At 42.4% G+C, this 23,017-nt stretch carries 22 protein-coding genes and 1 rRNA gene; 15 read left to right on the top strand and 8 right to left on the bottom strand.

Annotated features, from left to right (window positions below):
• Positions 1-97: 97 nt before the first annotated feature.
• Complete coding sequence (locus CTN07_RS19595; protein ID WP_005297838.1) at positions 98-709, top strand: transglycosylase SLT domain-containing protein; 612 nt, start codon at positions 98-100, stop codon at positions 707-709.
• Positions 710-747: 38 nt separating this feature from the next.
• Positions 748-1,263, top strand: a complete 516-nt coding sequence (gene luxS, locus CTN07_RS19590) for an S-ribosylhomocysteine lyase (protein ID WP_036763268.1) — start codon at positions 748-750, stop codon at positions 1,261-1,263.
• A 105-nt stretch (positions 1,264-1,368) separates the two neighbouring features.
• On the opposite strand, the gene CTN07_RS19585 is transcribed toward luxS, so the two are convergent.
• Together CTN07_RS19585 and CTN07_RS19580 are read right to left on the bottom strand one after the other, a co-directional pair.
• Complete coding sequence (locus tag CTN07_RS19585) at positions 1,369-2,646, bottom strand: HlyC/CorC family transporter (protein WP_005297841.1); 1,278 nt, start codon at positions 2,644-2,646, stop codon at positions 1,369-1,371.
• Between the two features lie 42 nt (positions 2,647-2,688).
• Positions 2,689-3,486, bottom strand: coding sequence for a cytochrome C assembly family protein (locus CTN07_RS19580; RefSeq protein ID WP_036763271.1), 798 nt, complete (start codon positions 3,484-3,486; stop codon positions 2,689-2,691).
• Between the two features lie 201 nt (positions 3,487-3,687).
• On the opposite strand from CTN07_RS19580, the gene ffh reads away from it, so the two are divergent.
• The 6 genes from ffh (at position 3,688) to CTN07_RS19550 (ending at position 7,850) form a co-directional block, all read left to right on the top strand.
• Positions 3,688-5,055 carry a signal recognition particle protein gene (gene ffh / locus CTN07_RS19575; protein WP_005297844.1) on the top strand — a complete coding sequence of 456 codons (1,368 nt, stop codon included), beginning with the start codon at positions 3,688-3,690 and terminating at the stop codon, positions 5,053-5,055.
• A 171-nt stretch (positions 5,056-5,226) separates the two neighbouring features.
• On the top strand, positions 5,227-5,478 hold the full coding sequence (gene rpsP / locus CTN07_RS19570; RefSeq protein ID WP_005297846.1) for a 30S ribosomal protein S16: 252 nt from the start codon (positions 5,227-5,229) through the stop codon (positions 5,476-5,478).
• Between the two features lie 26 nt (positions 5,479-5,504).
• Positions 5,505-6,038 carry a ribosome maturation factor RimM gene (gene rimM / locus CTN07_RS19565; RefSeq protein WP_036763274.1) on the top strand — a complete coding sequence of 178 codons (534 nt, stop codon included), beginning with the start codon at positions 5,505-5,507 and terminating at the stop codon, positions 6,036-6,038.
• A 26-nt stretch (positions 6,039-6,064) separates the two neighbouring features.
• Positions 6,065-6,811 (top strand): tRNA (guanosine(37)-N1)-methyltransferase TrmD, encoded by a 747-nt coding sequence (trmD, locus tag CTN07_RS19560; protein ID WP_005297848.1) that lies wholly within the window; start codon positions 6,065-6,067, stop codon positions 6,809-6,811.
• A gap of 36 nt (positions 6,812-6,847) precedes the next feature.
• A complete protein-coding gene (gene rplS, locus CTN07_RS19555) occupies positions 6,848-7,198 on the top strand; it encodes a 50S ribosomal protein L19 (protein WP_005297849.1) in 351 nt (116 codons plus the stop codon).
• 187 nt (positions 7,199-7,385) lie between these two features.
• Positions 7,386-7,850 carry an outer membrane lipoprotein gene (locus CTN07_RS19550; RefSeq protein ID WP_036763277.1) on the top strand — a complete coding sequence of 155 codons (465 nt, stop codon included), beginning with the start codon at positions 7,386-7,388 and terminating at the stop codon, positions 7,848-7,850.
• Positions 7,851-7,965: 115 nt separating this feature from the next.
• On the opposite strand, the gene CTN07_RS19545 is transcribed toward CTN07_RS19550, so the two are convergent.
• Positions 7,966-9,444 carry a carbon starvation CstA family protein gene (locus CTN07_RS19545; RefSeq protein ID WP_005297851.1) on the bottom strand — a complete coding sequence of 493 codons (1,479 nt, stop codon included), beginning with the start codon at positions 9,442-9,444 and terminating at the stop codon, positions 7,966-7,968.
• A 234-nt stretch (positions 9,445-9,678) separates the two neighbouring features.
• Between CTN07_RS19545 and CTN07_RS19540 the strand changes: the two genes are divergently transcribed.
• Positions 9,679-10,062 (top strand): DUF2799 domain-containing protein, encoded by a 384-nt coding sequence (locus CTN07_RS19540; RefSeq protein ID WP_036763279.1) that lies wholly within the window; start codon positions 9,679-9,681, stop codon positions 10,060-10,062.
• Positions 10,063-10,065: 3 nt separating this feature from the next.
• Here CTN07_RS19540 and btsR read toward each other — a convergent pair whose 3' ends face one another.
• Both btsR and CTN07_RS19530 read right to left on the bottom strand, forming a co-directional pair.
• On the bottom strand, positions 10,066-10,779 hold the full coding sequence (gene btsR, locus CTN07_RS19535; protein WP_005297852.1) for a two-component system response regulator BtsR: 714 nt from the start codon (positions 10,777-10,779) through the stop codon (positions 10,066-10,068).
• Positions 10,772-12,478, bottom strand: a complete 1,707-nt coding sequence (locus CTN07_RS19530) for a sensor histidine kinase (protein WP_005297853.1) — start codon at positions 12,476-12,478, stop codon at positions 10,772-10,774. The genes btsR and CTN07_RS19530 overlap by 8 nt, the downstream gene beginning before the upstream one ends.
• 200 nt (positions 12,479-12,678) lie before the next feature.
• Here CTN07_RS19530 and CTN07_RS19525 point away from each other — a divergent pair, with 200 nt between their 5' ends.
• Together CTN07_RS19525 and tyrA are read left to right on the top strand one after the other, a co-directional pair.
• A complete protein-coding gene (locus CTN07_RS19525) occupies positions 12,679-13,746 on the top strand; it encodes a 3-deoxy-7-phosphoheptulonate synthase (RefSeq protein ID WP_005297854.1) in 1,068 nt (355 codons plus the stop codon).
• 20 nt (positions 13,747-13,766) lie between these two features.
• Positions 13,767-14,897 (top strand): bifunctional chorismate mutase/prephenate dehydrogenase, encoded by a 1,131-nt coding sequence (tyrA, locus tag CTN07_RS19520; RefSeq protein ID WP_005297855.1) that lies wholly within the window; start codon positions 13,767-13,769, stop codon positions 14,895-14,897.
• Between the two features lie 50 nt (positions 14,898-14,947).
• Here the strand turns inward: tyrA and pheA are convergent, their stop codons facing one another.
• The 3 genes from pheA to bamD form a co-directional block, all read right to left on the bottom strand.
• A complete protein-coding gene (pheA, locus tag CTN07_RS19515) occupies positions 14,948-16,120 on the bottom strand; it encodes a prephenate dehydratase (RefSeq protein WP_005297856.1) in 1,173 nt (390 codons plus the stop codon).
• Between the two features lie 77 nt (positions 16,121-16,197).
• Positions 16,198-16,557: a ribosome hibernation-promoting factor, HPF/YfiA family gene (hpf, locus tag CTN07_RS19510; protein ID WP_005297857.1), complete on the bottom strand. Its 360-nt coding sequence runs from the start codon at positions 16,555-16,557 to the stop codon at positions 16,198-16,200.
• A gap of 403 nt (positions 16,558-16,960) precedes the next feature.
• Positions 16,961-17,689, bottom strand: coding sequence for an outer membrane protein assembly factor BamD (gene bamD, locus CTN07_RS19505; protein ID WP_005297858.1), 729 nt, complete (start codon positions 17,687-17,689; stop codon positions 16,961-16,963).
• A 168-nt stretch (positions 17,690-17,857) separates the two neighbouring features.
• Here bamD and rluD point away from each other — a divergent pair, with 168 nt between their 5' ends.
• The 4 genes from rluD to CTN07_RS19485 all read left to right on the top strand — a co-directional run.
• Positions 17,858-18,832 carry a 23S rRNA pseudouridine(1911/1915/1917) synthase RluD gene (gene rluD, locus CTN07_RS19500; RefSeq protein ID WP_005297860.1) on the top strand — a complete coding sequence of 325 codons (975 nt, stop codon included), beginning with the start codon at positions 17,858-17,860 and terminating at the stop codon, positions 18,830-18,832.
• 2 nt (positions 18,833-18,834) lie between these two features.
• Positions 18,835-19,566, top strand: coding sequence for a peptidoglycan editing factor PgeF (gene pgeF / locus CTN07_RS19495; protein ID WP_005297861.1), 732 nt, complete (start codon positions 18,835-18,837; stop codon positions 19,564-19,566).
• 167 nt (positions 19,567-19,733) lie between these two features.
• Positions 19,734-22,307, top strand: coding sequence for an ATP-dependent chaperone ClpB (gene clpB, locus CTN07_RS19490; protein WP_005297862.1), 2,574 nt, complete (start codon positions 19,734-19,736; stop codon positions 22,305-22,307).
• Positions 22,308-22,793: 486 nt separating this feature from the next.
• Positions 22,794-23,017, top strand: a 16S ribosomal RNA gene (locus tag CTN07_RS19485); the annotation flags it as partial.

The following is a 23,017-nucleotide window of genomic DNA, read 5'->3' as shown; positions in this document are numbered from 1 at the left end:
AAGGTCATGTTAGAGTAGATAAGGTGATCTTAGGATCACCTTTTTTCGTATGTAGGGACACGGTTTTGCCCTGATGACCAGATGAGCAAGAGAGAAGATGATTTCACCACCGCGCTTGATTGTATTTATCGCACTAGCTTTAGCATTAACAGGTTGCGCCACTCCGCCACCTAAGAATCAGTCCAATATTTGCAGCATCTTCCGAGAAAATCCTGATTGGTACAAAGATGCCGTTAAGATGGAAAAGAAATGGGGAACGCCAATTCATGTCGCAATGGCTATTATTAAACAAGAAAGTAGCTTTCGTCATGATGCCCGCCCCCCTAAAGATTATGTTTTAGGCTTTATTCCATGGGGACGTGTGAGTAGCGCATACGGTTATGCTCAGGCTCAAGACCCCGCTTGGGAAGATTTCCAACGCGCGACCAATAATGGTGGCTCACGAACCGACTTTTACGATTCATTGCAATTTGTGGGTTGGTATACTTATGAAACTCAACGTCAATTGGGTATTTCAAAATGGGATGCTTATCGCCAGTATTTAGCCTATCACGAGGGGAGAGGTGGATATCAGCGTGGTACATATCGCCGTAAACCGAATTTGATGCAAGTGGCTCGTAAAGTTGATCGCTACTCAAAAGAGTACGGCTGGCAATTGAAGCAGTGTCGTCAGGAATTGGAATCTAAACGCAGCTGGTGGCCCTTTTAATTACCAGTGATAGGCTATTGAAATAACAAGGAGATGTTATGCCACTATTAGACAGTTTTACTGTAGATCATACTAAAATGCAGGCTCCCGCCGTTCGCGTGGCAAAAACCATGCAGACCCCAAAAGGCGATACGATTACTGTGTTTGATTTACGTTTTTGTCGCCCAAATAATGAGATTTTATCTGAGCGCGGAATTCATACTCTAGAGCACTTATTTGCAGGGTTTATGCGTCAGCACCTTAATTCAGATGCGGTTGAAATTATTGATATTTCACCGATGGGGTGTCGAACGGGTTTTTATATGAGCCTAATTGGTGAACCGCAAGAGACTGTTGTGGCACAGGCTTGGCTTGATGCTATGCAAGATGTGTTATTGGTGGACTCTCAAGATAAAATTCCAGAGCTTAATGAATATCAGTGTGGTACATATGCGATGCATTCACTTGCAGAGGCACAAGCTATTGCGCAAAGTATTATTACCGCTGGTGTGGGGGTAAATCAAAATGATGATTTGGCTCTGCCCGCTGAGATGTTAGTTCAGCTAAAAGTGTAGCTTGCGTGGGATCTCTAGATAAAACTCATTGAGAGTGCCAAAAATAAAGCCAGCGGTTATCGCTGGCTTTATTGTTCTGTTTGATAGTGATGATTACCGAACCTGTTATTTGTCGTTTTTACGGTTCATCGGCAACACTTTAACTAACTTAATCATGTTGTCTGAGACTTCAACCACTTCCATTTTTTTATTACCGATACGGAAACTGATTGGACTATCGGGGATGTACTCTAAGTATTCTAGAATAAGTCCATTTAGTGTTCGCGGACCATCGGTAGGTAGTTTCCATTTCAGGCTCTTGTTCAGATCTCGAATATTGGCACTGCCTTCTATCAATAAGCTACCGTCGCTTTGCGGAGTAATCTCTTCGGCTAACGTTGGAGCAATAGAAGTCGTAAATTCTCCTACAATCTCTTCAAGAATATCTTCTAAAGTAATCAACCCTTGAATATCACCATATTCGTCAACAATAAGACCAATGCGTTCTTTATTGCGTTGGAACTTGAGCAACTGGATATTAAGCGGAGTACCTTCGGGAATGAAATACACCTCATCGGCTGCGCGCAACAGGTTCTCTTTACTGAATTCGTTTTTATCTAGCATCATGCGATAAGCTTCACGGACTCGAAGCATACCAACGACTTCATCAATGGTATCGCGATATAAAACGATACGACCGTGAGCTGAGTGACTGAGTTGGCGAGCAATGGATTTCCAGTCATCATTGATGTTAATCGCCGCGATTTCATTTCGAGGGATCATTACATCAACTACGGTGACATTCTCTAAATCCAAAATGGACAACAGCATATCTTGGTGACGGCGCGGAATAAGACTTCCTGCTTCGTTAACCACTGTTCGTAACTCTTCTGAAGTAAGTGGATTACCACCGTCGTTTTTGTTACGAAGGCCAAATAAGAAGAGAAAAGATGCTGTAATGCCATTAACAATCCATACCAGAGGGTAGAGTATTTTCATTAATGCGTTAAGCAAGATACTACTGGCATAAGAGATACGTTCTGGATATTGAGCGGCTAAGGTTTTTGGTGTGACTTCAGAGCATACTAGTACCACTAAGGTTAAAGCACCTGTTGCAATAGCAACTCCAGCATCACCATAGAGTCGCATACCTAAAATGGTTGCAATGGCAGAGGCAAGAATATTAACCAGATTATTACCAATTAAAATTAGGCCAATAAGGCGTTCTGGGCGAGCTAATAGTTTTTCTACTCGCTGTGCTCCTTTATGTCCTTGGTTGGCTAAGTGGCGCAGTTTGTAGCGGTTGAGCGCCATCATACCTGTCTCAGAACCTGAGAAGTAGGCTGAGAGAACGAGCATTAAAATCAATAGCGCAAATAAGACGCCAGTCGATATATCTTCCAAAAATTGTTTCCTTTAAATGACAAGCTGTAAATGGCGAGCAAATTACCCACCAATAATAATTTCTTTTACAAATCGGCTGCCAAAGTAGGCTAGTGTTAATAAAAATGCACCTACAAGGCTGATCCAAATCACACGACGACCACGCCACCCTTGGCGATAATGGCCCCAAAGCAGCACACTATAAACCAGCCATGCCAGAATAGAGAGCACGGCTTTATGTGTTTTTCCTTGGGCAAACATATCCTGTAAAAACAGCAAGCCAGTAAGTAAAGTTACGGTTAATAAGCCATTACCGACTAAAATAAGCTTGAAAAGTTGCCTTTCCACCATCATTAATGGGGGAATGTTAGGATTGAGTTGTAGGCTTTTCTTACTTTTTAGTTTGTTATCTAGCCACGCCAGCTGAATTGCATATAAAGTAGCAATCATTAGGGTGGAATATGAGAACAACGCAAGAGAAATATGGAGCAATACTTGCGGATTGGCCTCTAAATGGGTAATAAAGACACCAGGTAACAGAGTTGCCGCTGCAAGATTGATGGCGGCAAAGCTATAAACCACAGGTAAGACAAACCATATTCTCATTTTTAACATCGCAAAAGTGGTGATAATCGCAATGATCACACTGATTAACGATGCGACGTTGAGAATACTTAAGTTTTGGCCGTGAACACCTAATATGAGATCTTTTAGCAATAAGATATGTAAGGCAATCGCTAGCAATGCCGAAATAAACACAGGTCGTGTTTTGATGCCATTACTGTTGCTCAGCCCCGGAATAATAAAGGCGAGGGCAGCGATATAGCAGCCAATAGCTGCAACAGCGATTAAGATATCCATAATTACTGAGAAGACTCCATAGCAAACATAGCTAGTTTTCGATGATCTGGAGTGGCAATTATACCTTGCAGACACCAGTGTCGCCAATGTAAAGCCAATAACATCCGGGATAACATGAAAGAAGACACAAAATTGCGGTATACTGTCTTCAATAATTCATATTCAATATAAAGATTTAGTTGCGTAACAAGCGAGTAGCACATGTTCGAAAATTTAACCGAGCGTCTATCGCGAACGCTGAAAAATGTCAGCGGTCGTGGTCGCCTAACAGACGATAACATCAAAGATACACTGCGCGAAGTCCGCATGGCGTTACTCGAAGCCGATGTTGCGCTTCCAGTTGTTCGTGAGTTCGTTAACCGCGTTAAAGAGCGCGCTGTTGGTACTGAAGTATCTAAAAGTTTAACCCCTGGCCAAGAGTTCATCAAAATTGTTCAAGCCGAACTTGAAGCGGTTATGGGTGAGCAAAATGAAGAGCTGAATCTTGCAAGTCAGCCGCCAGCTGTGATCTTAATGGCCGGTCTTCAAGGTGCAGGTAAAACCACCAGTGTTGGTAAGTTAAGTAAAGTATTAAAAGAGCGTAACAAGAAGAAAGTATTGGTTGTTTCTGCCGACGTTTATCGTCCAGCGGCAATCAAGCAGCTTGAAACGTTAGCGACTGATCTTGGAGTGGATTTCTTCCCTTCAACGCCAGATCAAAAGCCGGTCGATATTGCAAAAGCGGCTGTTGCTCACGCTAAGCTGAAGTTCTATGACGTTCTAATTGTCGATACAGCAGGTCGTCTGCATGTTGACAGTGAAATGATGGATGAGATCAAAGACGTTCATCAGGTACTAAACCCAGTTGAGACTCTGTTTGTTGTCGATGCAATGACAGGTCAAGATGCGGCAAATACGGCAAAAGCGTTCAACGATGCTCTACCTTTAACGGGTGTAATCCTGACTAAAGTTGATGGTGATGCTCGTGGTGGTGCGGCGCTATCTGTTCGTCATATCACAGGTAAGCCAATTAAATTCTTAGGTGTGGGTGAGAAAACCGACGCCCTAGAACCTTTCCATCCAGACCGTGTTGCTTCTCGTATCTTAGGTATGGGCGATGTTCTTTCATTAATTGAAGATATCGAACGTAACGTAGATAAAGATGAAGCAGAAAAGCTGGCTAAGAAGTTTAAAGAGAAAAAAGGTTTTGATCTTGAAGACTTCCGTTCTCAGCTGCAGCAGATGAAGAAAATGGGTGGCATGATGGGTATGCTTGATAAGCTACCTGGTATGTCACAACTTCCTGGTGATGTAAAAGATAAAGTTGATGATAAAATTTTTGTCCAAATGGAAGCTATCATTAACTCGATGACACCAGGTGAACGTGAGCGCCCAGATCTGATTAAGGGTTCACGTAAAAAGCGTATTGCTGCCGGTTCTGGTACTCAAGTACAAGATGTTAACCGCCTATTGAAGCAGTTCACTCAGATGCAGAAGATGATGAAAAAGATGCAAAAGGGTGGAATTAAGAATATGATGCGTCAGATGAAAGGCATGATGCCTGGTGGCGGTATGTTCCCAGGTCGTTAATACCTTAATAAATATAGATATTAAAGCTCAGATTTTATTTTATCGGCGAAAAATTAACTAAAGCAGTTGCATTCGTCGGTTTAAAGAGTAAAATTCTGGGGCTTTATTTTGGCACGGGCCCCGTTATTTTGGCGGGGCCAATTTAATTTACAGTAATGCAAAGAGGACGATATGGTAACCATTCGTTTGGCACGTCACGGCGCTAAAAAGCGTCCATTCTATCACATCGTTGTTGCTGACGCTCGCGTATCTCGCGAAGGTCGTAGCATCGAGAAACTAGGTTTCTTCAACCCACTAGCTAAGGGTCAAGAAGAAGCTCTACGTCTAGACCTAGACCGTGTTAATCACTGGGTTGGTCAAGGCGCAGCAGTATCTGACCGCGTAGCTAAGCTAATCAAAGACGCAGCTAAAGCAGCGGCTTAATTAGATTTGGGTTATAGAGAAAAGCGATGAGTACAGATAACCAAGACATTATTGTTGTCGGTAAACTGGGTGCCTCCTATGGTATCAAAGGTTGGCTCAAAGTTTTTTCCTACACCGAACAGTCGGAAAACATCTTTGCTTACTCTCCTTGGCTTATCAAAGTGAAAGGTGAGTGGCAGGCGTTCAACGTTGAATCGTGGAAACGTCATGGTCAGGGTATGGTTGTGAAGTTAGAAGGTTTGGATGTTCGTGAGGACGCTCAGATTTTTACTAACGCTGAAGTAGCCGTACAAGCCGAACAACTTCCAGCACTGTCAGATGACGAGTTCTACTGGCGTGAGCTGTATGGAATGTCTGTAGTGACTACTGAAGGTTACGACCTTGGTGTAGTTACTGAGATCCTGGAAACAGGTTCTAACGATGTTCTAGTTGTGAAAGCTAACCTGAAAGATGCTTTCGGGCAAAAGGAACGCTTAATCCCGTTCCTCGATGAGCAGGTCATCAAGTCGATTGATCGCACTGCTCAGCGGATCGAAGTTGACTGGGATCCTGGATTTTAACCTCCAGTAATCAAGTGAGGCGAACAATGTGGGTTGGTGTTATCAGCCTTTTTCCTGAGATGTTCGACTCCATTACTAACTTTGGGGTTACAGGTCAGGCAGTAAAAAAAGGCCTTTTGACTGTCGAAACATGGAATCCTCGTGATTTCACGCTCGACAAACATCGTACGGTAGATGATCGACCATATGGTGGCGGACCTGGCATGTTAATGATGGTACAGCCTTTGCGCGATGCTATTCATACAGCCAAACAGTCGGCAAAAGGTAAGGCTAAAGTGATTTATCTTTCTCCTCAGGGCCGTAAGCTCGATCAAGCGGGTGTTGAGGAACTAGCACAAAATGAGAATCTGATTCTTATTTGTGGTCGTTATGAAGGGGTAGATGAGCGCATTATCCAACAAGAGGTAGACGAAGAATGGTCTATCGGAGATTTTGTGCTAACGGGTGGTGAACTACCAGCCATGACGCTTGTTGATGCAGTTGTCCGGTTTGTTCCGGGCGTTCTGGGTGACTTTGCGTCGGCAGAAGAAGATTCTTTTGCCAATGGTTTGTTAGATTGTCCTCATTACACGCGTCCTGAAGTGTTAGACGGTCAAACAGTGCCACAAGTACTGTTGTCTGGAAATCATAAGGACATTAGTCGTTGGCGACTTAAGCAGTCGCTAGGCCGGACCTGGTTAAGAAGACCGGAGCTCCTGGAAAACCTAGCTCTGACTGACGATCAGGAATTCTTGCTCGCAGAATTTATTCGCGAATATAAAGCAAGCAATTAATTTATTTAGTATCAGTTTATTCTAGGGTATTAACCAATGAGTAATATCATCAAAGCTCTTGAGCAAGAGCAAATGAAACAAGACCTACCTGCATTCGCACCAGGTGACACTGTTGTTGTTCAGGTTAAGGTAAAAGAAGGTGACCGTGAGCGTCTACAGGCGTTCGAAGGCGTTGTAATCGCTAAGCGTAACCGTGGTCTACATTCTGCATTCACTGTTCGTAAGATCTCTAACGGTGAAGGCGTTGAGCGTGCATTCCAAACTCACTCTCCAGTTGTTAACAGCATTACTGTTAAACGTCGTGGTGCAGTACGTCGTGCCAAGCTGTACTACCTACGTGACCGTTCTGGTAAAGCTGCGCGTATTCGCGAGAAGCTTGCTAAGTAATAGCGTCATTAAGACGTTTATTGAAAAAGCCCACCGTTTGGTGGGCTTTTTTTGTGCTAAATAAAAGTGAATCTATGCTGAACAGATATAAAACAGTGTAGAAAATCATTGTAATTTAGTGCGTTGAATTTATACTCTAAGCATTATACTGATTAGTTGCTCATTGGAGGCTACTTTGAATAACAAAATGATTGCACCTCTACTTGTTGCTGCAACACTGGGGTTGGGATTAACTGGTTGTGCTCAAAACCCTTATGGTAATGCATACAGTGTGGGTGATGCTCGTCAAGTACAAACCGTTTTAACCGGTACTATTACTAAATTGGATGCGGTAACCATTCAAGGTGATGCAGGTAATACCATCGGTACATTAGCTGGTGGTGCAATTGGTGCACTATTGGGTTCTGAAATTGGTGGTGGTACAGGTTCTGATATTGCTGCAATTGGTGGCGGTGTTGTTGGTAGTATGGTGGGTAGTAAAGCTGGACAAGCAGCGGATACTCGTCAGGGCGTAAACATTGTTATTAAACTAGATAGTGGCCGTACTATTGCTGTTGTTCAGCAAGTTGATCCAAATGTGATCTTCCGAGTTGGTGAACGAGTTGATATTTATCAACAAGGTTCAACAACGCGAGTAGTCCCTGCAAGTTAATCGTTAGATTGATAACGAATAAATAAAAAGCCCCCCAATAATTGGTGTCCAACTATTGGGGGTCAGTTCATATGTGCTGGTTTTTTAGTTTATAACTCACTTACGTTTAGAGCGGTTATACGGTCTCAAAACTTTCTTGTTCTTCTTTTGCATCATCAGTATTTGCAGATGCTTTGGCTCGTTTAATCACCATAAACATGGCACCAATAGCACCGGCAACCCCAAGACCAGTTGAGATCCCCATCGGCAAACCAAAGCCTAATTGATGATTATTTAAGATAAAAGTAATACATACGGTCGTCATAAATAACGCTGGAACTGTTGTGATCCAATGCAGCTTATTATGACGCAGTAAATATGCCGATGCAGTCCATAACATCATTACGGCAGTTGCTTGGTTAGCAAAGCCAAAGTAGCGCCAGATAATACCAAAGTCTACTTGAGTTAAGATGCCACCTAGTACAAACAGTGGGGTGGCAATTAGTAGGCGATTGCGAAGCGTTTTCTGCTCCATATTAAAGTATTCAGCTAAGATCAAACGGCTTGAGCGGAACGCAGTATCACCAGAGGTTATCGGTAAGATAACTACGCCTAAGAACGCAATCACACCACCAAATACACCCAATAAGCCAAATGAAGCACTGTAAACGACATTACCAGGACCGCCATTGCTGACAGCATTTGACAACTCTTCAAGGGAACCAAAGAAAGAGAGCGCAATTGCACACCAAATAAGAGCAATAATACCTTCACCAATCATCGCTCCATAAAAAACAAAACGGCCATTCTTTTCATTTTCAAGACAGCGAGCCATAAGTGGTGACTGTGTTGCATGGAAACCTGAGATAGCACCACAAGCAATAGTAATAAATAGAGCAGGCCAGAGTGGCATGTCATTTGGGTTAAGATTAGAGAACATTTGGCTTACTTCAAAATTGCCAAGTAAAGTATGTTCACTAGAAAAAGCAATTGCGGTGATAAGACCAACTGACATGAAGATCAGTAATGCGCCAAATAATGGATAGAAACGACCAATGATGGTGTCAATTGGTACGATGGTCGCAAGTACGTAATAAGCAAAGATCACCACCACCATTGAGGTCATGGTAACGTTGAAGCTGGTTTGTTCATTGATCAGGTTAGTAATCATACCTGCAGGGGCAGAAACAAAGACCACACCAACAAGCAGCAACAGTACGATAGCAAAAATGTTCATAAAATGTTTTGCACCGTTGCCAAGATAGCGTCCAGTAATTGTTGGGACAGATGCACCACCATTACGGATAGAGAGCATTCCTGAGAAATAGTCGTGTACTGCACCTGCAAAAATACAACCTAAGACAATCCATAGCATTGCCGCTGGGCCATAAAGGGCACCCATGATTGGGCCAAAGATAGGACCCACGCCTGCAATATTGAGTAGTTGTACAAGATAGACACGTTTGTTTGACATTGGTACGTAATCAACACCATCTTGTTTTGTAAAAGCGGGTGTTTGACGTTTTTCATTAATGCCAAAGATTTTTTCAATAAATGTTCCGTAAATAAAATAGCCGCCAATCAATGCCGCTACGCAGAATAGAAACCAAGTCATTTTGTTTTCTCTCTTGTCCGTAAATAAAAAATGTAGGGAATTTCACTGCTACATCATAGATCTTTTAAGACAAGATTCAGTAACGGATAAGCTCAGTGGTTATATAGTGAGATAAGTGGTTTCTGGGGCGATTTTAGTGGTTTTAGTTTTTGTGCAGTAGCTTCAGTAAATTAGGAATTATCTAAGATATTGTCTATTAATCATTATAACTACACGATGTTTAAGGGAGATAACATGAAACTTAAGTCTTTTGCTGCGATATTAAGTGTTGGAATAGTAAGTGGTTGTGTGACACAAACCGATCTTATCAGCCAAGGTAATTATGAAAAGCTGGGCTATTATGATGGGCAAAATGGTAGTACTAGCTTAACTGAGCCACAGTTTAACCACTTGATTGATTCTGCAAAAGGAAAGCCAGTTGCGACAGCTTTTGCCGACTATCAAACCGGGTATGAGCAAGGACGAGACCAATATTGCACTACTGAGCATCTATTTGCCTTGGGAGAACAAGGTAAAGTGAATTGGGGAATCTGTGAATATCGTCGAGAACAAGATGGGCTCTATTTACTGAACTGGCAGCGCGGCTTTGAACGCTTTGGTAAAGAGCCCAATCTATAAGGTTTAATTGATCTGAAGACGCTCTTTGAGGGTTTTAAGGTAGCGGCGACTAACTGGTACTGAGTGGCCGCTAATGGTGATGATTTCAGCCAGATTATTTTCTAACAATCGAATTTCTCTTATAGCGGTTGGGTTGATCAGGTATTGTCGATGACAGCGCATCAGTAAACTTTTTTGCTCTAAAATTTTAAGCGAAAGCTGAGAGCTAGCCTTGGTCTCTTTCGTAACAATATGAACGCCAGATAAATCGGAAAAGGCGATCTCAATTTCTTTGATATTTAATAACAAAATACGGTTATGACCACAACACGGGATCAGTTCAAGCTGCTCTTGGATCAAAGGACTGTAATCTTTGGGCTCAAGCTCTCTGGTTAAACGGGTTAATGTTTTTGTTAGACGCTGAGGCTCAACGGGTTTTAGTAGATAGTCAAAGGCATTGTCTTCAAACGCTTGCAGAGCATATTCATCATAGGCAGTAACAAAAACGATCTTTGGCATGGTTTCAGGATCGAGCATAGTCAAAAGCTCAATGCCTGATATTTGTGGCATTTCAATATCAAGAAAAACGACATCAGGTTTTAAACTATGGATCTTCTTTAGTCCGTCAATGGCATTGTGACTGCTATCGAGTACCTGAACTTGCTGACTTTCTTCGAGTAGATCGATTAGCTCTTCGCGGGCAAAAAGTTCATCATCAATGACCAGGGCTTTAAGCATTTGTCTGCTCTCCATTGCGGGTTAACGGGGCTATTATATGAGGTAAGTGGATCGTTGCTCGGGTCCATTGCTGTGGCTGACACTGCATTATTAATCCAAATTCTTGACCAAATTTATTACGTAATCTCTTATCGACAATCTTCATGCCAAGCCCAGTAGACTCATGCGTAACTTGATAGTTTCCTGCATTATCTTCTACTACTAGCTCAATGTAGTCTTGGGTCTCTGTTGCATAAATAGTGATCTTACCATTTTCAAGCAAGTGAGCGGTGCCATGTTTGATCGCATTTTCAACCAGTGGCTGTAGGGTAAAAGTGGGTAATTTGAGACTGAGCAGGGTATCTGGGATATCTATCTCAACATTCAATCGATCTGAAAATCGTGCTAATTCAATTTCTAAGTAAGCCTTTACGTGGTTAAGTTCTTCTGCAAGCGTAACTTGTTCAATATCTTGCTTGAGATTAGAGCGAAAAAATTGAGATAGATGCAGTATTAACTGTCGGGCACGAGTTGGATCGCGACGAATAACTGAGCTGATGGTATTGAGGGCATTAAATAAAAAGTGTGGGTTAACTTGTGCTTGTAATAGACGGAGTTCTGCTTGGAGTAACAGTGCTTGTTGCTGGGCGTAACGGCCCGTTAGTATTTGGTTAGAAAGCAGTTTTGCGATCCCTTCACCGAGTGTGACATTTACGGTTGAAAAGAGTTTGTGCTTTGGCTCATAGAGTTTTATAGTGCCCAGCACTTCATTATTACCCCCCAATAACGGGATCACTAAAGCTGAACCCAATTTACACTTATCATGGATCGAACAACAATACGGAATATCATAACCATCGGCATAGACCAGCTCGCTGCGATTAATCGAACGTAAGGTATGAATAGATGAGATTGGTGTTCCAGGTAAATGATGATCATCTCCAATTCCAATAAAGGCTAAGATCTTTTCTCTATCAGTAATCGCAACGGCACCCACTTCAGTTTCTTCATAAACAATCCGAGCAATTTTCTTGGCACTTTGCTCATTAAAACCTTTACTCATGATGCCAACGGTTCGCTGAGCAATGGTAAGCGCCCGGCTAGAAAAAGCAGCTGAGTACTTTTCATAAATGGTTTTTCGGTCATGAATAATACTCATAAAAAGAGCTGCGCCTGCTGAATTGGCAATCACCATGGGAAGGGCGATGGCATTGACCAGTTCTAAAGCTTGATCAAAGGGTTTAGCAACTAACAAAATGATGGCCATTTGCAGCACTTCAGCAATTAAAGTAATGCCAAAAACAATACTGGGCCGATAAAGTTGGTCAATGTGATTACGCCGAACATAGTAACTATGAACTAAGCCACCTAAAATGCCTTCTGCGGTGGTAGAAATAGCACAGGCGAGATCAGTAAAACCCCCAATGGAGTAACGATGCAACCCGCCTGTTAAGCCAACTGCAAAACCTACAATAGGTCCACCCAAAACGCCGCCCATTACCGCGCCAATGGCTCTGGTATTTGCGATAGCATCATCAATGTTGAGACCAAAATAGGTGCCTAAAATACAAAATAAAGAGAACAGGATATAGCAGGAGAAGCGTTGAGAAAGTCGTCCTGAAATGGTGGTAATGGGCATAAACAGCGGGGTTTTACTCAGTAGATAAGCGATAACTAAGTAGACGCTGAGCTGTTGTAGCAATGAAAAAATCAATTCCATGATTTCGATTAGATCCTGTTGCGATGATGAATTCACCATTACCTTGTGTAAATATATTTTTACATATGGTGTTTTTTGTTTACATTGGCTTGATTTTGGTCAAATGAGATTGGTATGTTGAATTCATCGCTAAATTGTATTTATGGCTAAATTGCGTTGAAATAATAAACAAAAAGCCAGCTAGAGCACAGGGAAGTATTATGCATAAAGATCAACTTAATAATATACATATTCAAGATGAGTCGGTATTGATCACACCAACCCAGCTAAAAAGTAAGTTACCCGTTAGCGCATCAGCATTATCTTTTATTCAACAGTCCCGTCAAACCATTGCCAATATTATTCATAAAAAAGATCACCGTTTATTGGTTGTTTGTGGACCTTGTTCAATACACGATGTGGAAGCGGCAAAAGAGTATGGCAAAAAACTAAAAGCGTTAGCCGAGGAATTATCGGATCAACTGTATATTGTAATGCGAGTCTATTTTGAAAAGCCTCGAACAACAGTTGGCTGGAAAGGGCTAATCAATGATCCTTACTTAGATGGTTCGTTTGAAGTCGAAGAAGGGCTGCATATTGCGCGTCAGTTATTGATTGATTTAGTGGAAATGGGCATCCCATTAGCGACTGAAGCGTTAGATCCTATTAGTCCACAGTATTTAGGCGATCTGTTTAGTTGGGCTGCAATTGGTGCTCGTACCACCGAATCACAAACCCATCGTGAAATGGCCAGTGGCTTATCACTTCCTGTTGGATTTAAAAATGGGACCGACGGTAGCTTAGCAACGGCTATTAATGCGATGGAAGCTGCGGCATCTGGTCATAAGTTTATGGGGATCAACCCAGATGGTCAGGTTGCATTGCTGAGCACTCAGGGAAATCCTGATGGGCATATTATTTTGCGTGGTGGTAAGCAAACTAATTATGATTCAGTATCGGTTACGGAGTGTGAACAAGAGATGATTGCTTCGGGTCTTTCACCATCCTTAATGGTAGACTGCAGTCATGCCAACTCGCGTAAAGATTTTCGTCGTCAGCCTTTGGTTGCTGAAGATGTGATTCACCAAATTCGAGAGGGGAATCGTTCCATCATAGGTTTGATGATAGAAAGTCATCTGCAAGAAGGGAATCAGAGCGCAGACCTGCCACGAGCAGATATGGTGTATGGTCAATCCATAACGGATGCCTGTATCGGCTGGCAGACAACGGAACAGCTATTGCGTCATGCTAAACAAGAGTTAGTTCCGTTTTTACAAAATCGAATTTAATAGATGGAAATAGTAAAACCATGGTTGCTGAACTGAGCAAATTAAGAGATCAAATCGACGAGGTTGATCAGCAGATGGTGGCATTATTGGCGCGTCGTCTGGCTTTAGTTGAAGAAGTCGGTCACGTTAAAAGCCAACACGGTCTGCCTATTTATGCTCCTGATCGCGAAGCGGCAATGTTAGCCTCACGTCGAGCAGAAGCTGAAAGTCAGGGGGTTCCGCCAGATCTCATTGAAGATATTTTACGTCGCACAATGCGAGAGTCGTATTCTAGTGAAAATGACTCAGGGTTTAAGTGCCTAAAACCGACATTGCGTCCTATTGTGGTTGTGGGCGGTTATGGTCAGTTAGGTGGTTTATTCTGCCGTTTGTTTGAGTTATCAGGTTATCAAGTTCGTAAGCTTGGTTCACAAGATTGGGATCGGGCTGATGAGCTATTAAGTGATGCGGGTATGGTTGTGGTAACGGTGCCAATTAACCTAACTGTTGATGTTATTAGTAAATTAAACGCCTTGCCTGATGATTGTATTTTGGCTGATTTGACATCGATTAAAAGTGAACCGTTACAGGCAATGTTAGAGGTGCACTCCGGGCCTGTTTTAGGTTTACATCCGATGTTTGGTCCTGATATCTCAAGTTTAGCGAAACAGGTTATTGTGTATTGTGATGGTCGCAATCCTGAAGAGTATCAATGGTTACTGGAACAGTTTCAGATTTGGGGCGCGAGTTTAAATCGCATCAGTGCCATTGAACATGACCAAGGGATGACATTGATCCAGGCTCTACGCCACTTCACTTCATTTGTTTATGGGGTTCATTTGGCAGAAGAAGATCCAAACCTTGATCAACTGCTATCGTTAAGTTCACCGATTTATCGCCTTGAATTGGCCATGGTTGGGCGTTTGTTTGCTCAGGATGCGGAACTGTATGCCGATATTATTATGTCGTCACCGCAAAACTTAGCGATGATCCAACGTTTCCACCAACGCTTTGGTGAGGCGATTGCTATGTTAGAAAATAAAGACAAGGCAATGTTTACTCAGGCATTTACTCAAGTCGATAATTGGTTTGGTGATTACGCTGAACATTTTTTATTAGAGAGCCAAGGATTGCTGCGGCAGGCGAACGATTCTACTCATAGAAAAGCATAAAGAAAAACCCGCAAATTTCGTTGAGAAGTTGCGGGTTTGTTTTATGGGGCTTAGTCGATAGTCACTTCTGTTGGCTTCACGTTTTCTGTGGCGTAGCACCCCAGTACCTTAATAAATCGAGTGACCTGACTTAACTCTTCCATTGCTTGTTGCATCACCTCTGATTTTATATTTTCTTCTACATCAACATAGAACATCTCTTCCCATGGATTCCCCATCACTGGGCGAGATTCAAGTTTGGCCATATTGATATTATGATTTTTCAAGATCAGTAAGCATTCAACTAAAGAACCTGCGCTTTGACCTGTAGACATAATAAAAGTAGTTTTTGCAGGAATTAGCGGTGTCACATCAATGGCTTTACGAGCAACTACAATAAAGCGGGTAAAATTTTGTTCTTGATTGGCGATGTGTTCGGTTAATGAGTAAAGACCGTACATCTCACCACTGGTAGCGTTACCTATTGCGGCAATATTGGGCTGAGACAGTTCGGCGACAATTTTCATCGCATCGGCTGTACTTGAGCAATATTCTTGTTTGATCTCACCGAGCTGGTGGACAAATTCGCTGCACTGTTGATGGGGTTGCGGGTGAGAATAGAGCGTATCAATAGCCTCTAATTGAGTTTCGACGGCTGTTAATAAGCAATGTTCTATCGGTTGAGTAATTTCTCCAACAATCGATAAACTAGTATGTTGCAGGAGATCGTATACCTCGTTAATCGAACCTGAGCTAGTATTTTCAATTGGAAGAACACCGTAATCGGCATGACCCAACTCAACTTCATTAATCACATCTCGAAATGAGGAGCAGCTCATCTCTAATAGTTGAGTTTGCTTACGGCTAAAATAATTTAAGCTAGCCAAGTGTGAGTATGAGCCCTTACTGCCTAAGAAGGCTATTCGTGCCGATGGCTGTGCATTTTCTGGATTGATCAACTGCTGCAAAAAGGCTTGTTGGTATAAGACAGAATCTTCAATGATGGTATGAAACAGTTGAGTCACATATTGAGGATCTAGCTGTTTTTCTTTTCCTGTTTCGATCAGTTTAAGTAGTAAGTCATGCTCTCTCGCTTTGTCTCGCACAGGTTTTGCCGTGCTTATTTTGCTTTTCGCAACTTCTAAGCTGAGTTGACGTCGTTGAGCAAGTAATTCTAGCAACTGGTTATCGATCTGGCTGACACGCAAGCGAATTTCATCAAGAGAGTAGGTCGGTTCAGTCATGGTCATTGTTCCCTGTTTCCAATACAAACAACCCCGCTCAATGGCGGGGTCATTATTAAATTCCTTTATCTATATGATTATTCTTCGAACTCTTCAGTCAGATCTACTTCTTCTTCTGCTAGTTCTGGTTTCTCACTGTGGCTTGCGCGACGAGCTGTTGGTTTATGAGCTTGCTTTTTAAGCTGACGCTCTAGTTTTTGGTATACCTCGGTGATTGCACCAAATAGGTCTTCGTGTTCAGCTGAAGCTACAAGTTGGCCGCCTGGAATTGCAGTAGTCACTTCTACTTTAAATAGCTTGTTCGGCTCTTGTCCAATTACCACATGTTTCTTAATAAATGGCACTTGGAATTTTTCTAGTTTATTAAACTTGAACTCAAAGCGCTCACGGATAGCAGGGGTAACATCAATGTTTTTGCCAGTAATTTCTAGTGTCATAAGTAACTTCCTCTATTGCTACCCTCCGTTGGGTTGAGTTCAGATTACTAAAATCAGGCTTTAATAATGTGACGCAGATCGCATTTTGGTTTTTAATAAATTTAAACCGAAAATTCTGTGACTCATTCAATAATGTAGCAAAAAAGTTGATAAAAAGTTCTTGAGTTTAGATTTGATTTTGAGGCAGTATGGAGGAATCAAGATTGCTAGCGGCTGGTGCTGACTAGGGGTTTTATCCGATTTAAAACAAAAGCTTGTATGAAAAATATGCAGATTTTATTCAGGCTTAACTTTTGTTTTTTTAAATAAAAATCTCAATTTAATGAGAGATCTCATCTTTGATTGTTACAGATACAAAAATGGCAGTGAACTTATCACTGCCATTTTTATTTCTTGAGAACACTTATTTGACCGGGTTTAAGTCAATGGACTTTTGTGTACGCTCGACTTCTTTTTGCATTCCCAGTTTTTCGTAAGCTTTCTTTTCTAGTAGCAGTGATTTACGAGCCGCTTCTGTATCATCGTATAGACGTTGGACTTGTTCACAGCGATTAATCGCCGCAATCCATGCGCCACGACGAATGTAGAAATCGGCAACAGCAAGATCATAGTTTGCTAGACGGTTCTTCAAGAATACCATACGAGCTTTAGCATCGGCAGAATATTCGCTATTAGGGTAGCGCTGTAATAAGACTTGGAAGTCGCGGAATGCTTGGCGAGCTGCGGTTGGATCGCGATCACTACGGTCAACATTAAACAGATCATGCATAAAACTGCGATCTTGTGCCATATGAGTTAGGCCAAGCATGTATAATACCCAATCTGATTTTGGATTGATTGGGTTTAGGCGCATAAATCGATTTATGGTAGCCTCACTCATAGCAAGATCGTCATTTTTGTAGTATGCATAAATCAGATCCAATTGAACTTGGTCTGAATACGCACCGAATGGATAACGAGAGTCTAGAGTTTCTAGGCGTTCAATCGCTTGCGACCAGTTACCGCTTTGCAGTGATTCTTGCGCAGTAGCGTATAGTTCTGAAGGTGGTACATCCGGCACAACTTCTTCAGTGCTAGAACAGCCTGAAAGAATGGCTACGGCAAGAAGAGTCGTCAGTGTCAGGCGTTTCATTGCGGCGTCAGTTTCCTTGTTTGAAAATTTTATTTCTACGGATCCATTACGGTCTGACCCGTTAACAGATACAATACTACTATTAGGTTAACACCAAGCAGTCGTTTGGGTTGATATATTTTACGCAGCGTATGGCAATTAGTCTCACGCTTTTTGAAAAAGTTCTCTATGGCACAGCAAATAGAATTAACAAATACAGTAAATGATAGCCAACTAGGCAAGCGTCTCGATCAGGTTATCGCTGAATTATATCCAGATTATTCGCGAACGCGCATTAAAGATTGGATTTTAGCAGGCAAAGTTGCGGTCGATGGCGAAATCATCGATAAACCTCGTATCAAAATGATGGGTGGTGAGCAACTTGTTATTAACGCTGAAATCGAAGATGAAGTTCGTTGGGAAGCTCAGGATATCCCGCTTGATATTGTTTATGAAGATGACGATATCATTGTTATTAACAAACCTCGTGACTTCGTTGTGCACCCTGGTGCTGGTACGCCAGATGGTACGGTACTTAATGCTTTATTATGGCACTGTCCTTCTCTTGCAGAAGTGCCTCGTGCGGGTATCGTTCACCGTCTAGATAAAGATACTACGGGTCTGATGGTGGTTGCGAAAACCGTTCAGGCACAAACTCGTTTGGTTCGTGCACTACAAAAACGTAATATCACCCGTGAGTATGAAGCCATTGCAATGGGCAAGATGACAGGTGGTGGTACGGTTGAAAAGGCGATCGGTCGTCACTCAACCAAGCGTACTTGTATGGCAGTCCACGAGTTGGGTAAGCCTGCAATCACCCATTACCGTGTTGCAGAGCATTTCCGTGAGCACACTCGTATTGTTCTGCGTCTGGAAACAGGTCGTACGCACCAGATCCGTGTTCATATGTCGTATCTGACTCACCCGTTAGTTGGTGATGCTACCTATGGTGGTCGTCCACGTCCGCCGCGTAACGCTTCTGATGAGTTAATCCAAGCATTGCGCGCATTTGACCGACAGGCGCTTCATGCTCGTATGTTACGTCTAACTCACCCAATTACTGGTGAGTTAATGGAATGGCACGCTCCGTTACCAAATGATATGGTAGCGATGATTGATATTCTTCGTAAAGACAAAGAGCTCAACGATGAGGATGATTACTGATTATGTGGATTAAACCAAACTGGCCCGCGCCAACAAATGTCGCAGCAATAAGCACAACACGAGTTGGTGGTGTAAGTTTGGCACCATTTGATCAGTTAAATCTTGGTCTTCATGTTGATGATAACCCGTTAGCGGTTGAACAAAACCGTCAACGGGTAATGCAAAGTTGTCAATTAACACAAACACCAGCATGGTTAAATCAGATCCATAGCCCGACAGTGTTAAACTTATCTCAGCCTTTAACCGAGACGCCGGATGCTGATGGGAGTTTTACCCGAGTATCAGGACTTGCTTGTGTAGTAATGACTGCAGATTGTTTACCTGTTTTGTTGTGTAATAGCGAAGGGACTGAAGTCGCTGCGGTTCATGCTGGATGGCGAGGGCTTGCTGGTGGTGTGATTGATAATGCAATAGCGCAATTTAGTTCTGAACCAGAGCAGATAATGGCGTGGTTAGGCCCTGCTATTGGCCCTCAAGCTTTTGAAGTTGGAGGGGAGGTAAGAGAGCAATTTATGGCTGAAGATCCTCAAGCACATCTTGCTTTTGTAGCAAATCCTGCTGCTGAAGGTAAATGGTTTGCCGATCTTTACCAATTAGCTCGTCAACGTCTGGCTCGTCATGGTGTTACTCAGGTTTATGGTGGGGAATATTGTACTTACCAAGACCCGCAGTTCTTTTCTTATCGTAGGGCTGCAAGAACGGGTCGTCAGGCTTCCTTAATTTGGTTGCGTTAACCGCCCATAACATTGCGAAAATCTCAAAGGGTGTACCGGATTATGTACGCCCTTTTTTATTTTTAATTTCTATCGATTATTACGCTTGAAAAATACCTTCTCCGAATCCATATAAGAAATATAACGAAATTATTTCGATACAAGATTTCCAATACTGGAGGACATTTATGCGTCTAGATAGATTTACTAGCAAGTTTCAAACAGCGATCTCTGATGCGCAGTCGCTAGCTCTTGGCCGCGACCATCAGTATATCGAACCTGCTCACCTTATGGTGGCTCTTCTTAACCAAGATGGCAGCACGATTCGTCCATTGCTAACCATGTTGGGGGTAGATATTACCCAGCTTCGCTCTCGTCTTGCTGAAATGTTAGATCGCATGCCAAAAGTAACAGGCATTGGTGGTGAGGTTCAGCTATCTCGTGACTTGGGCGCACTGCTTAATATGTGCGATAAATTGGCACAAAAGCGACAAGATAAGTTTATCTCTTCTGAGTTGTTTATTTTAGCTGCAGTTGAAGATAAAGGGCCGCTTGGTCAATTGCTAAAAGAATTCCACCTTACTGCAAATACAGTAGAGCAGGCGATAGATAAAGTTCGTGGTGGTCAAAAAGTGGATGATGCTAATGCGGAAGAAAACCGCCAAGCGCTAGAGAAATACACTGTTGATTTAACTGCGCGTGCTGAACAAGGTAAGTTAGATCCTGTCATTGGTCGTGATGAAGAAATTCGTCGTACTATTCAGGTGTTGCAACGCCGTACTAAAAACAACCCGGTTCTTATTGGTGAACCTGGTGTGGGTAAAACAGCCATCGTTGAAGGTTTGGCTTTACGTATCGTCAATGGTGAAGTACCAGAAGGATTGCGTAATAAACGTGTTCTTTCCCTTGATATGGGTTCACTGATTGCTGGTGCTAAGTTCCGTGGTGAATTCGAAGAGCGTTTAAAAGCCGTGCTCAATGAACTATCGCAAGAAGACGGTAGTGTGATTCTCTTTATCGATGAGATCCATACTATGGTTGGTGCGGGTAAAGGCGAAGGTTCAATGGATGCAGGTAATATGTTAAAGCCTGCGCTAGCTCGTGGTGAACTTCACTGTGTCGGTGCTACAACGCTTGATGAATACCGTCAGTACGTAGAGAAAGACCCAGCTCTTGAGCGTCGTTTCCAAAAAGTGCTAGTGGAAGAGCCAAGTGTTGAAGATACCATTGCAATTTTACGTGGTTTGAAAGAGCGTTATGAGCTTCATCACCATGTTGAAATTACGGATCCTGCAATCGTTGCTGCGGCAACACTGTCTCATCGTTATATCTCAGATCGACAGTTACCTGATAAGGCGATTGATTTAATTGATGAGGCTGCATCAAGTATTCGTATGCAGATTGACTCTAAGCCTGAGTCTTTGGATCGTCTTGAGCGTCGTATTATTCAACTTAAGATAGAGCAACAGGCGTTAGAAAAAGAGAGTGATGAAGCAAGTCAAAAACGTTTGAGTGATCTGTTAGAAGAGTTGGATCTTAAAGAGCGTGAATATGCTGAGCTTGAAGAAGTGTGGAATGCTGAAAAAGCTGCACTATCTGGTACTCAACATATTAAGGCCGAACTTGAACAGGCTCGTACAGATGTTGAAATCGCACGACGTGCAGGCGATCTAAATCGTATGTCCGAACTACAATATGGACGTATTCCTGAATTAGAGAAGCAACTTGATTTAGCCGCTCAAGCAGAAATGCAGGAAATGACGTTACTGAAAAATAAAGTAACGGATACTGAAATTGCTGATGTGCTATCAAAAGCAACGGGTATTCCTGTAGCTAAAATGCTTGAAGGTGAACGTGATAAGTTACTTCGTATGGAAGAAGAGTTACACCGTCGAGTCATTGGTCAGAATGAAGCGGTAGAGGCGGTTGCCAATGCGATTCGCCGTAGTCGAGCGGGTCTTGCTGATCCAAATCGTCCAATTGGTTCTTTCTTATTCTTAGGTCCAACAGGGGTTGGTAAAACCGAACTTTGTAAGTCACTGGCTAACTTCTTATTTGATAGTGAAGATGCCATGGTTCGTATTGATATGTCTGAGTTTATGGAGAAACACTCTGTATCTCGTCTTGTTGGTGCGCCTCCAGGCTATGTGGGTTATGAAGAAGGGGGTTATTTAACCGAGGCGGTTCGTCGTCGTCCTTATTCTGTTGTTCTACTTGATGAAGTTGAAAAAGCACACCCTGATGTATTTAATATTTTACTTCAGGTATTAGATGATGGTCGTCTAACTGATGGTCAAGGTCGTACTGTTGATTTCCGCAATACGGTGATCATTATGACGTCAAACCTAGGTTCAGATCGTATCCAAGAGCATTTCGGTAGCTTGGATTATGAAGGCTTAAAAGCATTGGTTATGGATGTTGTTGGTCAACATTTCCGTCCAGAATTTATTAACCGTGTTGATGAGACTGTTGTATTCCACCCATTGGGTCAGGACAATATTAAGCATATTGCAAATATTCAGTTAGCACGTTTACAGAAACGTTTAGCGGAAAAAGATTACCGCCTTGATGTTGATGAAAGTGCTTTAGATTTGATCGCTGAAGCTGGTTTTGACCCTGTATACGGTGCTCGTCCACTTAAACGTGCGATTCAGCAGTATATTGAGAATGCATTAGCACAAGATATTCTTTCCGGTAAATTACTTCCTGGTAAAGTGATTGTGGTGAGTGCTGAAGACGGCCAGATTGTCGCTAAACAGTAATCTTTAATTAATGTCATCTGGAAAAGCGCCTTATTCATATGGAGTGGGGCGCTTTTTTATTACGGGTGAGAAATATTTAAAGTCGGTTTTGATGCTTTCATTTGAATGCTTCACTTGATAATTATCGTTGAATAGGGCGGATATTCTGCAAATTAGTGCAATCTTGGTTGCATCTTAATCGGTCGGTAAATTATTTGGTTTTTATGCTTGTCAGAAAAGAAAATCTCCCTATAATGCGACCTTACTGACACAGACAACGGCGCAAGCGGTTACCGAAAGTCAGTATTGTTCTTTAACAATTTGACCATGCAATCTGTGTGGGCACTCGTGAAATGATTTAGTCTAAAAGATTTAATCAATGAAACTGAGTGACCAAATTGATTCACTTCTTTATATAAAGAAGAGTATCAGCACAGTCAATTCATTCATCATTTATGATGAATTAACAGTATTCATTGAGCCGTATCGTTAGATACAACAAAACTTTAATTGAAGAGTTTGATCATGGCTCAGATTGAACGCTGGCGGCAGGCCTAACACATGCAAGTCGAGCGGCAGCGACTTAACTGAACCTTCGGGGAACGTTAAGGGCGGCGAGCGGCGGACGGGTGAGTAATGCCTGGGAATATGCCCTGATGTGGGGGATAACTATTGGAAACGATAGCTAATACCGCATAATCTCTTCGGAGCAAAGAGGGGGACCTTCGGGC

Source organism: Photobacterium damselae (assembly GCF_003026815.1).
GTDB classification, from domain to species: domain Bacteria; phylum Pseudomonadota; class Gammaproteobacteria; order Enterobacterales; family Vibrionaceae; genus Photobacterium; species Photobacterium damselae.
The sequence above is the reverse complement of the archived record's forward strand: the minus strand, read 5'-3'. Positions and strand labels throughout refer to the sequence as shown.